The following is a 14,343-nucleotide window of genomic DNA, read 5'->3' as shown; positions in this document are numbered from 1 at the left end:
CCTTCCGGAGCGGAGGAGCCGACTCTATCGTGAAGGATTCTCACGTTAGCCCGTTGTTCGCGCTCACACAACCGCCTCAGGCACCAGGGTGGCCGCAGGCGTAGACGTTCGCCGAAGCCAGCCGGACGCACGCCGGGCACGTGTTCACCGGCCGGTCGCGCCGGCCGTAGTACGAGTGCCGGGCGCCGCACAACGCGATGAGCACTTCGCCCGGCTGCGGGTCGGGGTGGCACCGCGGGCAGAAGGCGTGCGCGGCGCGTTCGACGTCGGTGCTCATGTCCGCTCGGGTACCCCCGGTTCCGGCGTGCCAACCCGCCGGAACCACGTGGTGACCGACCGGCCGCCGGTGAAGCACCAGATCGCGATCACCGGGTCGCAGAAGGCGCAGCCGAACGACGAGTCGTGCGCGAACGGCAGGATCGGCTGGCCCTTCAGGTGGTGGACGACGTCCCAGCCGGTGTGCAGGAGCCAGCCGATGCCGATGAACGTCCACGAGTCGAGCCCGCGGAACGCGACGTACGCCATCACGGCGCAGAACACCAGCTCCCACGGCCCGAGCGCGCCGCCGGAGAGGTAGGCCGCGCCGGCACCGCCGACCATGACGGCGTTGAACTTCCGCCGGTGGGGCTCGGCGATCAGGGACGCGAGCACGACGTAGAGGAGGCCGATCAGGATCGGCGCGAGCACTGCGATCATGATCGACCACGCTAGGAACGGCGGTCCCGGGTGGCCAGTGGCCGTTCTGCCAGGCTCCGCCGATTTCTCGCCAGCGCGGCGGCTCCGTAAGGTGGGGGGCCGGTGGATGATCAGGTGGTTGTGGACATGAACGTGAAGGCGGCCCGCGCGAGTGCGACGCGGGAAAGCATCCTGGTGACGGCGGAGCGGCTGTTCGCCGAGCACGGGGTGCAGGTGGTGTCCAACCGGCACATCAGCGAGGCCGCCGGGCAGGGCAACAACGCCGCCGTCAACTACCACTTCGGCACCAAGGTCGACCTGGTCCGCGCGATCGTCCGCAAGCACGTCGAGCCGATGGAGCGGCTGCGCGCGGAGCTGGTCGAGGGCATCGACGGGGACGCCGGCCTGCGCGACTGGGTGGCCTGCCTGGTCCGCCCGAGCACGACCTACCTGCGGGAGCTGGGCGCGCCGACGTGGTTCGCCCGGTTCAGCGCCCAGGTGATGACCGACCCGGCGCTGCGGGAGATCATCGCGGAGGAGTCGCTGGCGTCCCCGGCCCTCGCCCGCGCGGTCGAGGGGCTGAACCGCTGCCTGGACGGCCTGCCGCCGGACGTCCGCGCGGAACGCGGCGACATGGCCCGGCAGCTGATGATCCACATGACGGCGGAGCGCGAGCGGGCGCTGGCGGAGGGCACCCCGACACCACGGGCGACCTGGGACGACGCCGGGACGGGCCTGATCGACGCGATCACCGGCCTGTTCCTGGCACCCGTGACGCCGGCTTCCTGACCGGACTCGCGTTCGCCGCCCGGATAGCTTCGGCAGGCGCGGGTCGGCGGTCTCGTCGGCGGTGTCTTGAATGAGTCATTCAGGTCTTGCGAGGTCCTGAATGACTCATTCAAGACGTTTGCCGGGGCACCACGCCGGCCTGACGGGTTCGTCCGCGCGGATCAATCCCGCCGCCGCGGTTCGTCGGCGCGCACGAACGGCACCGCCCGGAATCCTCCTAACGTCAGCCCGATGCGGACACTCTTGCGGGCGGGCCGGGTCGTGGATCCCGGGAGCGGCTTCGACGGCATCGCCGACGTCCTCCTGAACGGCGCCCACGTCGAAGCCATCGGCCCCGATCTCGACGCCCCGGACGCCACCGAAGTCGACGTCGGCGGGCTCGTCGTCGGGCCCGGGTTCGTCGACCTGCACAGCCACGTGCACTCCATCGCCGGGCAGCGGCTGCAGGCCATGGACGGCGTCACCACCGCCCTCGACCTCGAAGCCGGCCTGATGCCCATCGACCGGGCCTACGCCGAGGCCGCCGCGGCCGGACGTCCGCTGCACTACGGCTTCTCCGCCTCCTGGGGCGCCGCCCGGGCGCAGGTCCTCGCGAACATCGCGCCCGACGCGAGCATCGACAGCGGGCTGGCGGTGCTCGGAAACCCTCAGTGGCAACGGAGTTCGTCGAAGCAGGAACTGACCGCGTGGCTATCCCTGCTCGAAGCCGAACTCGCGAAGGGTGCCTTGGGCATCGGCGTCCTCATGGGTTACGCGCCCGCGACCGAGCCCGGCGAGTTCCTGGCCGTCGCGCACCTCGCCGCGAAGGCCGGCGTGCCCACCTACACCCACGTCCGCGAACTGGTCGAGGTCGACCCCGCGATCCCGGTCGACGGCTCCGTGGAGGTCGTCGCCGCGGCGGGCGAGACCGGCGCCGCGATGCACCACTGCCACGTCAACAGCACCTCCGGCCACCACATCGACCGCGTTCTCGCCACCCTCGACACCGCCCGGCGCGAAGGCTCGCGCGTCACCGTGGAGGCCTACCCGTACGGCGCGGGCAGCACGGCCGTCGGTGCCGCCTTCATCGACCCGGATCGCTTGCGCCTGAAGGGGTTGAAGCCGTCGAGCGTCGTCATCCTCGAGACGGGGGAGCGGGTCCGCGACGAAGGACGCCTGCGCCAGTTGCGGCAGCAAGACCCCGGCGCGCCGTGCCTCCTCGAGTTCCTCGACGAGACCGACCCCCGCGACCGCGGCCTGCTGCACCAGGCGCTCGCCTTCCCCGACGCCGTCGTCGCCAGCGACGCCATGCCCGTCTACTGGACGGACGGCCGCACCGAGAGCACCGAGTGGCCGCTGCCCCCGGGCGGCACGACGCACCCGCGGACCGCGGGCACCTTCGCCAAGACCCTGCGCCTGATGGTCCGGGAAGCCGCCGAATGGACCTGGCTCGAAGCGTTCCGCCGCTGCTCGTACCTGCCGTCGCGGCTCCTCGACGACGTCGCGCCCGGCGCTCGCGGCAAGGGACACCTGGGCGTGGGCGCCGACGCCGACCTCGTCGTCCTCGACCCGGCCCGGATCACCGACAGCGCCACCTACACCGACTCGACCCGCCCGTCCGTCGGCGTCCGGCACCTGTACGTCGCCGGAGTTCCCGTGGTCAGCGAAGGAAACCTGGACACCGGCGCGCTGCCCGGCAAGCCGCTGCGAGGTGAGCCGCGATGATCGACGACATCGAGACGCTCGTCCGCTGCGAATCGCCGTCGCACGACCACGACGCCGTCGCGCGCAGCGCCGAAGCCGTCGCCGGGATCGGGCGGCGCCTGCTCGGCATCGAACCCGAACGCCTCGTCACCGACGGCTGCACCCACCTGCGCTGGCGGTTCGGCGACGGACCGCCGCGCGTCCTGCTGCTCGGCCACCACGACACCGTGTGGCCACTGGGTTCCCTGCGCACGCACCCCTTCGAAGTCCGCGACGGCGTCCTGCGCGGACCCGGCTGCTTCGACATGAAGGCCGGCGTCGTGATGGCCCTGCACGCCGCCGCGGCACTGCCGGACCGGGACGGGCTTTCGATCCTCGTCACCGGCGACGAGGAAATCGGCTCGCCGCTGTCCCGCACCCTGATCGAGGACGAAGCCAAGACGTGCGACGCGGTCTTCGTGCTCGAGGCCTCGGCCGACGGCGGCGCGCTCAAGACCCGCCGCAAAGGCGTTTCCCTGTACCGGATCGAGGTCGAAGGCCGCGCCGCGCACGCCGGGCTCGAACCGGAAAAGGGGGTCAACGCGGGGATCGAGGTCGCCCACCAGATCCTCGCGGTGGCGGCGCTCGCTGACCCGGCCCGGGGGACCACCGTCGTCCCGACCGCGCTGAGCGCCGGCACGACGACCAACACCGTGCCCGCCGCGGCGAGCGTCGCGGTCGACGTGCGGGCGTGGGACGCGGCCGAACAGCACCGCGTCGACGCGGCCGTGAGAAGCCTGACACCGGTGCTGGCCAACGCGCGGATCCGCATCGCCGGCGGCATCAACCGGCCGCCCCTGGAAGCGAAAGCGTCGTCGGACCTCTTCGCCCTCGCGAACGAACTCGCGGCCGGGACGCTCACGGAAGCGGCGGTCGGCGGCGCGTCCGACGGCAACATCACGGCCGGACTGGGCATTCCGACGCTCGACGGCCTCGGCGCGGTCGGCGGCGGCGCCCACGCCGACGACGAACACGTCCTCGTCGCTGAGCTGGCCAGCCGCACCGAACTCCTCGAGAAACTCACCGAAACCGTGCTGACGCACCGAAGTTCGTCCGCCCCGACGAACGCGCGGGGCGAATCCGGTGCGGGACAACGGTGACCCGCCGGCGGCGTCCGGACAGGATCGGAGGCGTGACAGAAGTCGTGACGAACACAGCCCCGCCGCTGCGGGACGAGGCGGCCGCCACGGCGACCGCCGCCGCCACGGCCTCGGGGGTCCAGGTCCGGACCCTGGCCGAGGTCGCCGACCTGACCGCCGTGACCCGGCTCTTCGAGTCGATCTGGCGCCCGGCTCCCGGCAACCAGCCCGTGACGTCGGAACTGTTGCGCGCCATGGTTTCGGCGGGCAACTACGTCGGGGGCGCGTTCGACGGGCCCGACCTGCTCGGCGCCTGCTTCGGGTTCTTCGGCGGTCCCGCGAAGGGGGGACTGCACAGCCACATCGCCGGGGTCGCCACCGCCGGGCACGGCCGCGGCATCGGCTTCGCGCTCAAGCTGCACCAGCGCGCGTGGGCGCTGAGCCAGGACGTCCCGGTGATCTCGTGGACGTTCGACCCGCTGGTGCGGCGCAACGCCCACTTCAACCTGACCAAGCTCGCCGCCCGCGCGGAGCAGTACCTGCCGGACTTCTACGGCCCGATGGAGGACGGCATCAACAGCGGGGGCGACACCGACCGGCTGATGGCCGTCTGGGACCTGGCGAGCCCGTCCGTGCGGGCGGCCGCCGAGGGCGAGCCGGCCCGGCTCGACGCGGCCGCGCTGCGAGCCCGGGGCGCCGCGGTCGCGCTGGCCGCCGGCGCCGACGGTGGCCCGGTCACCGGCCCCGCCGACGCGCCGATCGTGCTCGTCGCCGTGCCGCCGGACATCGAGGCGCTCCGCCGCGCCGACCCCGGCCGGGGCCGGGCGTGGCGGGTGGCGCTGCGAGAGGTGCTCGGCGGCCTGCTGGCCGGCGGCGCCTCGGTCGCCGGATTCGATCGTGCCGGCTGGTACGTGGTCACGAAGGAGGAGTCGTCGTGAAACTCACCGGGGTGGAGCTCCTGCGCGTCCGGATGCCGCTGGTCTCGCCGTTCCGGACGTCGTTCGGGACGCAGGCCGAACGCGAGCTGCTGCTCCTGCGCGCGGTGACGTCCGAAGGCGAAGGGTGGGGCGAGTGCGGCGCGATGGTCGACCCGCTCTACTCCTCGGAGTACGTCGACGGCGTCGAGCACGTGCTGCGGACCTTCCTCGTGCCCACCCTGCTGGCCGCCGGCGACCTCACCGCGAACAAGGTCGCGCCGCTGCTGGCGAAGTTCAAGGGCCACCGGATGGCCAAGGCCGCGCTGGAGATGGCGGTGCTCGACGCCGAGCTGCGCGCCCACGGCGTGTCCTTCGGCACGGCGCTCGGGTCCACCCGGGACTCGGTGCCGTGCGGGGTTTCGGTCGGGATCATGGACACCATCCCGAAGCTCGTGGACGTCGTCGGCGGCTACCTCGACGCCGGGTACCTGCGGATCAAGCTGAAGATCGAGCCCGGCTGGGACGTCGAGCCGGTGCGCGCGGTCCGGGAGCGCTTCGGCGACGACGTCCTGCTGCAGGTCGACGCGAACACGGCGTACACGCTCTCGGACGTGCCGCAGCTGCAGCGGCTCGACCCCTTCGAGCTGCTGCTGATCGAGCAGCCCCTCGAAGAGGAGGACGTGCTCGGCCACGCCGAGCTGGCCAAGCACATCCGGACGCCGATCTGCCTGGACGAGTCGGTCGTCTCCGCCCGCTCGGCGGCCGACGCGATCAAGCTCGGCGCGTGCCGGATCGTCAACATCAAGCCGAGCCGCGTCGGCGGGTACCTGGAGGCGCGGCGGGTGCACGACGTCTGCGCCGCGCACGGCGTCCCGGTGTGGTGCGGCGGGATGATCGAGACCGGGCTGGGCCGCGCGGCCAACGTCGCGCTCGCGTCGCTGCCCGGGTTCACCCTGCCCGGCGACACCTCGGCGTCGGACCGGTTCTACACCGAAGACATCACCGAACCGTTCGTGCTCGAAGACGGCCGGCTGCCGGTGCCGTCCGGGCCCGGCCTCGGCGTCACCCCGATCCCGGCACGGCTCGCCGAGGTGACCACCGCGAAGTCGTGGCTCACGTCATGACCACAGTGGACAGTCAGCGGGCCGGGGAGCTCCGGACGGCCCAGCGGGCCGAGCGGTTCACCTTCGCCTGAGCAGTCCACAACGGACGGAGTTCCCATGGAGACAGCCGAAGAAGCGATCACCCGCCGCGTCGCGGAGGCCCGCGTGTGGGTCCGGCAGTACGCGGTCCGGGCGGCGGTCACCACGTCGAAGGTCCGGATCCGGGTCGCGGTGGGGTACGCGGCGGCCCGGTCCGCCCTGCCCCGGCGGCTGCGGTGATTCGTCCGCCGCGATGAAAGTTTCGCCGGGTCTCGTCGGTTTCGACGAATCGGCCGCCCCGGTCCCGTCCTAGCATCCCCGCATCGCCGGTTCCCCAGCGTCGGACGAGAGGCAACCATGTCGAAGCTCACCGAACTCTCCGCCTGGCTCGAAAGCCGGCTCCCCGCCCTCTTGGCCGAGCACCACGTGCCCGGCGCGTCCGTGGCCGTGTACGCCGGCGGCGAGATCATCGACCACGCGGCCGGCGTGCTCAACAAGGGCACCGGCGTCGAGGCCGACGCCGCCTCGCTGTTCCAGATCGGCTCCATCACCAAGATCTGGACGACCACCCTGGCGCTGCAGCTCGTCGACGAAGGCACGCTCGACCTCGACGAGCCGGTGCGGACGCACCTGCCGGAATTCAAGCTGGGCGACGAAGACGCCGCCGCGCGGATCACCGTCCGGCAGCTCATGTGCCACACCGCCGGCTTCGAGGGCGACATCTTCACCGACACCGGCCGCGGCGACGACTGCGTCGAGAAGCTCGTCGCCACCCTCGGCGACGTGCCCCAGCTGTTCGCCCCCGGCGAGATGTTCTCCTACAACAACGCCGGGTTCTGCGTGCTCGGCCGCGTCGTGGAAGTGCTGCGCGGCAAGTCCTACAACGACTGCCTGGCCGAGCACCTGTTCGTCCCCTTGGGACTGACGCACGCCGCCGCGAGCCCGTACGAGGCGATCCGCTTCCGCGCCGCGCTGGGCCACGTGGCGCCGGAGCCCGGTGCCGAACCGGAACCCGCCGGCATCTGGGCACTGGCGCCGTCCAACGCCCCGGCGGGCTCGATGCTCGCGATGCGCCCGCGCGACCTCGTGACGTTCGCCGGCATGCACCTGCGCGACGGCGAAGGCCCGGACGGCACCCGCGTGCTGAGCGCGGAGAGCGCCCGCGCCATGCGGGCACGCGTGGTGGAGCTGCCCGACCTCGGCCTGATGGGCGACGCGTGGGGCCTCGGCTGGTCGCTGTTCGACTGGGCGGGCGGCGAGGTCGTCGGCCACGACGGCGGCACGATCGGCCAGTCGTCGTTCCTGCGCCTCGCGCCGGGGCACGACGTCGCCGTCGCGCTGCTGACCAACGGCGGCGACCCGGTCCCCGTCTACACCGAGATCGTCGGCCACCTGCTCAAGGAGCTGACCGGCATCGCGCTCGCCGTGCCGCCGGTGCCGGATCGGGCGGCGCCGCGCATCGACGCCACGCGGTACGTGGGGGAGTACGCGTCGTCGGTCGCGGACATCACGGTCAGCCAGGACGACGACGGCCGCGTCTGGGTCGAGCGCGTCCCGAAGGGGATCTTCGCGGAGCTGGCCAAGCCGGAGAAGACCGAGCTGGTCGCGATGAACGGCGACACGCTGATCCTGGCCGAGCCGATGCAGGGGATGTACCTGCCGCACGCCTTCGTCGGCGACGACGGCACCGGCCGCGCGCTCTACCTGCACACCGGCCGGGCCGATCGGCGGGTGAGCGTGTGAGCCTCGTCGAGACGGCGATCGCCGACATCTTCACCGAAGCCGGCGCGCGGGGTTTCTTGCACGCGCGGGAGGTCGGCGGCGGCCCGGAGATCGCCGTCGGCGCGGACGACCCGGTGGTGCTCGCGTCGGTGTTCAAGATCCCGGTCGCCCTCGCCTACGCCCGCGAGGTCGTCGCGGGCCGGCTGGACGAGACCGCCCGCACCCGCGTCGGGAAGCGCTACCGCATCGGCGGGATCGGCACGGCGGGGTGCGCCGACGACGTCGAGATGACGTGGCGCGACTTGGCGCTGTTCATGCTGACGATGAGCGACAACGCCGCCACCGACGTGCTCTTCCACCGCGTCGGGCAGGACGCCGTCGACCGCGTCCTCGCCGACCTCGACCTGCGCCGCACCCGGCTGATCGGCTGCTGCGAGGACCTCTTCGCTTCCGTGCTGGCCGACCTTGGCGCGGCCGAAGACGCCGATCTCGACGCCGTCTTCGCCGCCGCGACGCCCGAGCAGACCTGGAAGCTCGCGGTGCTCGACCCGGAGCGCACGTCGGCGTCGACACCCCGGGAGATCACCACCCTGCTCGACGCGATCTGGACCGACCGCGCCGGCGACCCGGCGGCGTGCGAACGGGTCCGGTCGATGATGGCACGCCAGATCTGGCCCCACCGGATCTCGTCCGGCTTCCCCTCCGACGTCGCGATCGCGGCCAAGACCGGCACGCTCCCGGCGGTCCGCAACGAAGCGGGCGTCGTGTCCTACCCGGACGGTCGCCGGTTCGCCGTCGCCGTCTTCACCCGCGCGGACTCCCTCGCCGAGCGGCAACCCGCCGTCGACGCCGCGATCGGCGAGGCCGCCCGCCTCGCCGTGGATCACCTGCGGAAGGAAACCCCATGACCAAGACAAGGACCGCGGCGGTCTTGCTCGGGGTGCTCGCCCTGACCGCGACCGCCTGCGGGGGATCGGGCAGCGGCTCGGGCTCCGGCGACGGCACCCCGGTGGACGGCAAGACGTTCAGCCTCGGCGTCGGCTCCGACCCCGGCAGCCTCGACCCGCACATGACCGTGCTGTCGGTGGCCATCCAGGTCGACCGGTTCCTCTACGACACGCTGCTGAACCTCGACGGCGACGGCAAGCCGGTCGCCGGGCTGGCCGCGAAGTGGGAGGCGTCGACGACGACCGCCTCCTTCACCCTGCGCCCGGGCCTCACGTGCGCGGACGGCAGCCCGCTGACCGCCGCCGACGTCGCGGCCAACCTGAACTTCATCGGCGACCCGGCGAACAAGTCGCCCATCGCCGGCCTCTACGTCGCCCCGGGCACCAAGGCGACCGCGGACGAGGCGACCCGCACGGTCAACGTCACCAGCGGGAATCCGGACGCGTTCCTCGCCCGCAACGTCGGCGGGGTGCCGATCGTCTGCGCCAAGGGGCTCGCGGACCGCAAGTTGCTCGCCAAGGGCGACAGCGGCACCGGGATGTTCACCGTCACCGAGTCCGTGCCCAACGACCACTACACGTTCACCCGCCGCAAGGACTACACGTGGGGTCCCGGCGACTGGAAGGCCGAGCCAGGTCTGCCGGACAAGGTCGTCGTCCGGGTCGTCCCGAACACCACGACCGCGACGAACCTGCTGCTGTCGGGCGAGCTCAGCGCGGCCCAGATCAACGGGCCGGACCGGCAGCGCCTGGAGGCGCGCAAGCTCTTCCACGGCGACTTCACCGCGCCGATGGGCGAGATCTTCTACAACCAGGCCTCCGGGCGGCCCGGGCAGGACGAAGCCGTCCGCCGCGCGCTCACCCAGGCACTCGACCTGCCCCAGCTCGGCAAGGTGCTGACCAGCGGGGCCGGCAAGCCGTCGCAGGGCATGATCACGAACGAGCCGAAGGTGTGCCCGGGCGACACCGTCGGCGGCAACCTGCCGGCGCACGACCCGGCCGCGGCGGCGGCCGCCCTGGACGCGGCGGGCTGGAAGGCGGGCCCGGACGGCGTGCGCGTGAAGGACGGGAAGAAGCTCGCGCTCACCGTCCTCTACGGCACCCAGCTCGGCCCGACGATGGCGCCGACCGCGGAGCTCGCGCAGCAGACGTGGAAGTCCCTCGGCGCCGACGTGACGCTCAAGGCGGTCGACAGCCCCGGCCTCAGCCAGGTCCTGTTCGGCACCGGCGAGTGGGAGGTGTCCCTCGGCCCGGTCGGGTTCTCGCTGCCGAGCCAGCTGGTCCCGTTCGTCTCCGGCCCGGCCGCGCCCGACGGCACGAACTTCGCCCACGTCGGCAACCCCGGCTACGACCAGGGGGTCCGGCAGGCGGCTTCCAAGGCCGGTGACGCCAGCTGCGCGGACTGGAACGCGGCGGAGACCGCGCTGGTCAAGCGGGTGGACGCGGTGCCCTACTTCGACTCCGTCGTGCCGACCTACGCCAGCGGCGCGAAGTTCGAGCTCAGCCAGGGCAGCGTGACGCCGGCGTCGATCCGGATGTACGCGAAATGACCACGGCGGCGGCGCCCGCCGGCCTGCGGGGCAGCCCGTGGCCGGCGTTCGCCGCGCGTCGGCTCGCCCGGTTCGCCGTCTCGCTGTGGGCGCTGCTGACCGCGGCGTTCCTGATGATCCACCTGGTCCCCGGCGACCCGGTGCGCGCCGCGCTCGGCCTCACCGCGCCCGCCGGCCTGGTGGCGGCCAAGCGGGCGGAGCTCGGCCTGGACGACCCGCTGTGGGTGCAGTACGGGCACTACCTGCGCGGCCTGGTCACCGGCGACTTCGGGACGTCGATGGCGAGCGGGCAGCCGGTGACGCAGGTGATCGGCGACCGGCTGCCCGCGACCCTCCAGCTGGCCCTGCTCGCCTTCGCCGTCGTGATCGTCGTCGCGGTCCCGGCCGGGGTCGGTTTCGCGGTGCTGACGCGCGGCGGCCGCCGCCGGGGCGCGGAACTGGGGTTCACGTCGGTGAGCGTGTTCGTCGCCGCCGTCCCGGAGTTCCTCGTGGCCGTCGGGCTGGTCGCGTTGCTCGCCGTCGGCCTCGGCTGGTTCCCGGTGGCGGGCAGCGACGACGCGAGCGCGTACGTGCTGCCGGTGGCCGCGCTGGCGGCCGGGCCCGCGGCGGTGCTCGCCCGGATGATCCGGGTGGAGCTGCTTTCGGTGCTGGGCGCCGACTTCGTGCGCACCGCGCGGGCGAAGCGGCTGCCCGCGCGGCTGGTCTACGTCCGGCACGCGCTGCCGAACGCGCTGACCGCGACGCTCACCCTGGGCGGGCTGATGCTGACCGGGATGGTCGCGGGCACGGTGCTGGTGGAGAACGTGTTCGCCTGGCCCGGCCTCGGCTCGACGATCGTCCAGTCGATCGTGCAGAAGGACTACCCGCTGGTGCAGGGGATCGTGCTGGTCTACGGCGTCGGCGTGCTGCTGGTGAACCTGCTGGTCGACGTCGTGCTCGGGCTGCTCGACCCGCGCTCGGCCATTCGGGAGGCGTGAGATGGCGCGACGACGCGGTGCGGTCTGGGTGGCGGCCGTGCGCACGCCGGTGGGCGCGTGTTCGGCGGTGCTGCTCGCGGTGGTCGTCGCGCTCGCGGTGCTGGCCCCGCTGTTCTGGGGCGACGCCGCCGCCGCGATCGACACCGACGCGATCGGGCAGGGCCCGTCCGGGGCGCACTGGTTCGGCACCGACTCCCTCGGCCGGGACCTCTTCTTCCGCACCCTGGTGGCGACCCGGCTCTCGATCGGGCTCGCGGTGCTCGCGACCGCGATCGGCGTCGGAGCCGGCGTCGTCCTCGGGACGCTGCCGTCGGTGCTGCCCCGGCGGGCGGGCCGGCTGGTCACCGCCGTGGTCGACATCGCGGTGGCGTTCCCCGGGCTGCTGCTGGCCCTGTTCTTCGCCGTGATCTTCGGCGTGGGCACGCAGGGCGCGGTGCTGGCGATCGCGTTCGCGATGGCGCCGGCGTTCGCCCGGCTGGTGCAGACGCTGTCCGCGTCGGTGGCCGGGCGGGACTTCATCGCCGCGGCCCGGGTGTCCGGCGTCGGGCGGATCCGGCTGCTGGCGCGGCACGTGCTGCCCAACATCGGGGAGCCGCTCGTCGTGAACGCGACCATCGGGGCCGGCTCGGCGCTGCTGGCCTTCGCCGGGCTGTCGTTCCTCGGGATCGGCGTGCAGGCACCGGACTACGACTGGGGCCGGCTGCTGCGCGAAGGCCTGGACGGCATCTACGTCAACCCGGTGGCCGCGCTCGGGCCGTGCGCGGCGGTGGTGCTGGCCGGGCTGGCGTTCAACCTGGTGGGGGAGACGGTCGCCGGTGTGGTCGGGGTCCGGACGCGCGCGTCGCGGCGGGCGGCGGGCCCGCTGCCGGCGCCGAAGCCCGCGGCCGCCGGTGCGGTCGCCGACGACGCCGTGCTCGTCGTCGAGAACCTCCAGGTGGCGTTCCCGGGCCCGGGTGGGTGGACCGTGCCGGTGCGCGGGGTGAGCTTCAGCGTCCGCGCCGGGGAGGCGATCGGCGTCGTCGGCGAGTCGGGCTCTGGCAAGAGCCTGACCGCGCTCGCGGTGTCCCGCCTGATCGAAGCGCCCGGCGTGGTGACCGCGGATCGCCTGGAGTTCGCCGGGACGCCGCTGGCGGCCGCGTCGGACCGCGAACTCGGCACGTCGCTCGCCATGGTCTTCCAGGACCCGATGACGTCGTTCAACCCGGCCCGCCGGGTCGGCGGGCAGCTCGCCGAGGTGTCCGAACAGCACCACGGCCTGTCGCGGCGCGCGGCGTTCGCCCGCGCGGTCGACCGGCTGGCCGCGGTGCGCGTCCCGGCCGCGGCCCGGCGGGCCCGGCAGTACCCGCACGAGTTCTCCGGCGGCATGCGGCAGCGGGCGATGATCGGGATGGGGCTGATGGGGCAGCCGAAGCTCGTCATCGCCGACGAGCCGACGACCGCGCTCGACGTCACCGTGCAGCGGCAGGTGCTGCGCCTGCTGGCCCGCACGCGCGAAGCCGAGGGCGCGGCGATCCTGCTGATCAGCCACGACATCGCGGTCGTTTCCCAGACGTGCGAACGGATGCTGGTGATGTACGCCGGGCGCGTGGTGGAGGACCTGCCGACCGGGAGCCCGCCGCGGCACCCGTACACGCGGGCGCTGCTGGCCACGACGGTGGACCTCGACACCGACCGCGACGAGCCGCTCGCCGTGATCCCCGGTCGCCCGCCGGAGCCCGACCAGGTGCCGCCCGGCTGTGCCTTCGCCGCCCGGTGCCCGCTGGCGACCGACCGCTGCCGGGACGAGGATCCGGTGCTGGAGCCGACCGCCGACGCGCACCGGGTCGCGTGCTGGCACCCGCAGGTCAGTGTCCTTTCCGGACAGTCACGGGAGGAAGGTGCCGCATGAGTGCGCTGGAGTTCGACTCGGTGCGGGTTCGCTACGGCAAGCTGACGGCGGTCGACGGCGTCAGCCTGACCGTCCCGTCCGGACAGGTCGTCGGCCTGGTCGGCGAGTCCGGCTCGGGCAAGTCGACGCTCGCCCGGGCGGCCGTCGGGCTCGCTCCGGTCAGCGCGGGCCGCGTGCGGCTCGACGGCGTCGACGTCCGGAAGCTGCCCCGGCGCCGCCCGCTGCAGATGGTGTTCCAGGACCCGTACTCGTCGCTGGACCCGCGGATGGCGATCGGCGAGTCGATCACCGAGGCCATGCCCAGGGACACCTCTCGCGGAGCCCGGCGCGAAGAAGTCGCGAGGCTGCTCGACCTGGTCCAGCTCGACCCGGAACGCGCCACGATGCTGCCCGGGCAGCTCTCCGGCGGGCAGCGCCAGCGCGTCGCGCTCGCCCGGGCGCTGGCCGGGAACCCGAAGGTGCTGATCGCCGACGAGATCACCTCGGCGCTCGACGTCTCGGTGCAGGGCGCGGTGCTCAACCTGGTCCGCGACGTGCAGCGGCGGCTGGCGCTGTCGATGCTGTTCATCTCCCACAACCTCGCCGTGGTCCGGTACGTCAGCGACGTCGTCGCGGTGATGTACCTCGGCCGGATCGTCGAGGCCGGGCCCGCCGAGCAGGTGCTGACCGACCCGCGGCACCCGTACACGCGGGACCTGCTGGCCGCCGCGCCCTCGGCGCACCGCGGCCTGCTCGACGACACCGCCGACGACCCGCTCGCCGACACCGAACCCGCCGACCCGCACCACCCGCCGCCCGGGTGCCGCTACCACCCGCGGTGCCCGATCGGCCCGCTCGTGCACACCGACCGCACGCTGTGCGTCAGTGCCGACCCGGCCGACGACGCCGCCCACCGGCCGCACCGCGCGGCCTGCCACTTCGCCGCGTGAGACCGT

Annotated in this window: 14 protein-coding genes; 12 read left to right on the top strand and 2 right to left on the bottom strand. The window is 73.3% G+C overall.

Annotated elements, in window-relative coordinates:
• Positions 1 to 76: 76 nt before the first annotated feature.
• Both QQ657_RS03925 and QQ657_RS03920 read right to left on the bottom strand, forming a co-directional pair.
• On the bottom strand, positions 77 to 277 hold the full coding sequence (locus tag QQ657_RS03925) for a hypothetical protein (RefSeq protein ID WP_284740643.1): 201 nt from the start codon (positions 275 to 277) through the stop codon (positions 77 to 79).
• A complete protein-coding gene (locus QQ657_RS03920; protein ID WP_284740642.1) occupies positions 274 to 696 on the bottom strand; it encodes a DUF6010 family protein in 423 nt (140 codons plus the stop codon). The genes QQ657_RS03925 and QQ657_RS03920 overlap by 4 nt, the downstream gene beginning before the upstream one ends.
• A 126-nt stretch (positions 697 to 822) precedes the next feature.
• Here QQ657_RS03920 and QQ657_RS03915 point away from each other — a divergent pair, with 126 nt between their 5' ends.
• The 12 genes from QQ657_RS03915 to QQ657_RS03860 all read left to right on the top strand — a co-directional run bounded on the left by QQ657_RS03915 (position 823) and on the right by QQ657_RS03860 (position 14,337).
• Positions 823 to 1,464 carry a TetR/AcrR family transcriptional regulator gene (locus QQ657_RS03915; RefSeq protein ID WP_284740902.1) on the top strand — a complete coding sequence of 214 codons (642 nt, stop codon included), beginning with the start codon at positions 823 to 825 and terminating at the stop codon, positions 1,462 to 1,464.
• A 66-nt stretch (positions 1,465 to 1,530) separates the two neighbouring features.
• Positions 1,531 to 3,168 carry an amidohydrolase family protein gene (locus QQ657_RS03910; protein WP_434056715.1) on the top strand — a complete coding sequence of 546 codons (1,638 nt, stop codon included), beginning with the start codon at positions 1,531 to 1,533 and terminating at the stop codon, positions 3,166 to 3,168.
• On the top strand, positions 3,165 to 4,286 hold the full coding sequence (locus QQ657_RS03905; RefSeq protein WP_284740640.1) for a M20 family metallopeptidase: 1,122 nt from the start codon (positions 3,165 to 3,167) through the stop codon (positions 4,284 to 4,286). Before QQ657_RS03910 ends, QQ657_RS03905 begins: the two co-directional genes overlap by 4 nt.
• 32 nt (positions 4,287 to 4,318) lie before the next feature.
• Positions 4,319 to 5,203, top strand: coding sequence for a GNAT family N-acetyltransferase (locus tag QQ657_RS03900; protein WP_284740639.1), 885 nt, complete (start codon positions 4,319 to 4,321; stop codon positions 5,201 to 5,203).
• Entirely contained in the window at positions 5,200 to 6,306 is a 1,107-nt protein-coding gene (gene menC, locus QQ657_RS03895) for an o-succinylbenzoate synthase (protein ID WP_284740638.1), read from the top strand. The genes QQ657_RS03900 and menC overlap by 4 nt, the downstream gene beginning before the upstream one ends.
• 96 nt (positions 6,307 to 6,402) lie before the next feature.
• On the top strand, positions 6,403 to 6,564 hold the full coding sequence (locus tag QQ657_RS03890) for a hypothetical protein (protein WP_284740637.1): 162 nt from the start codon (positions 6,403 to 6,405) through the stop codon (positions 6,562 to 6,564).
• Between the two features lie 117 nt (positions 6,565 to 6,681).
• Complete coding sequence (locus QQ657_RS03885) at positions 6,682 to 8,067, top strand: serine hydrolase domain-containing protein (RefSeq protein WP_284740636.1); 1,386 nt, start codon at positions 6,682 to 6,684, stop codon at positions 8,065 to 8,067.
• On the top strand, positions 8,064 to 8,954 hold the full coding sequence (locus tag QQ657_RS03880; RefSeq protein WP_284740635.1) for a serine hydrolase: 891 nt from the start codon (positions 8,064 to 8,066) through the stop codon (positions 8,952 to 8,954). The genes QQ657_RS03885 and QQ657_RS03880 overlap by 4 nt, the downstream gene beginning before the upstream one ends.
• Positions 8,951 to 10,543, top strand: a complete 1,593-nt coding sequence (locus QQ657_RS03875) for an ABC transporter substrate-binding protein (RefSeq protein WP_284740634.1) — start codon at positions 8,951 to 8,953, stop codon at positions 10,541 to 10,543. Before QQ657_RS03880 ends, QQ657_RS03875 begins: the two co-directional genes overlap by 4 nt.
• The gene (locus QQ657_RS03870) at positions 10,540 to 11,520 is read left to right on the top strand and encodes an ABC transporter permease (protein ID WP_284740633.1); all 981 of its coding nucleotides are present in this window, start codon (positions 10,540 to 10,542) and stop codon (positions 11,518 to 11,520) included. Before QQ657_RS03875 ends, QQ657_RS03870 begins: the two co-directional genes overlap by 4 nt.
• Before the next feature lies 1 nt (position 11,521).
• Positions 11,522 to 13,408: a dipeptide/oligopeptide/nickel ABC transporter permease/ATP-binding protein gene (locus tag QQ657_RS03865; protein WP_284740632.1), complete on the top strand. Its 1,887-nt coding sequence runs from the start codon at positions 11,522 to 11,524 to the stop codon at positions 13,406 to 13,408.
• Positions 13,405 to 14,337, top strand: a complete 933-nt coding sequence (locus tag QQ657_RS03860; protein WP_284740631.1) for an ABC transporter ATP-binding protein — start codon at positions 13,405 to 13,407, stop codon at positions 14,335 to 14,337. The genes QQ657_RS03865 and QQ657_RS03860 overlap by 4 nt, the downstream gene beginning before the upstream one ends.
• The last annotated feature ends 6 nt before the right edge of the window (positions 14,338 to 14,343 follow it).

The sequence above is a fragment of the Amycolatopsis ponsaeliensis genome (assembly GCF_030182635.1).
GTDB lineage: Bacteria > Actinomycetota > Actinomycetes > Mycobacteriales > Pseudonocardiaceae > Amycolatopsis > Amycolatopsis ponsaeliensis.
This window is presented reverse-complemented; position numbering and strand designations above follow the sequence as displayed.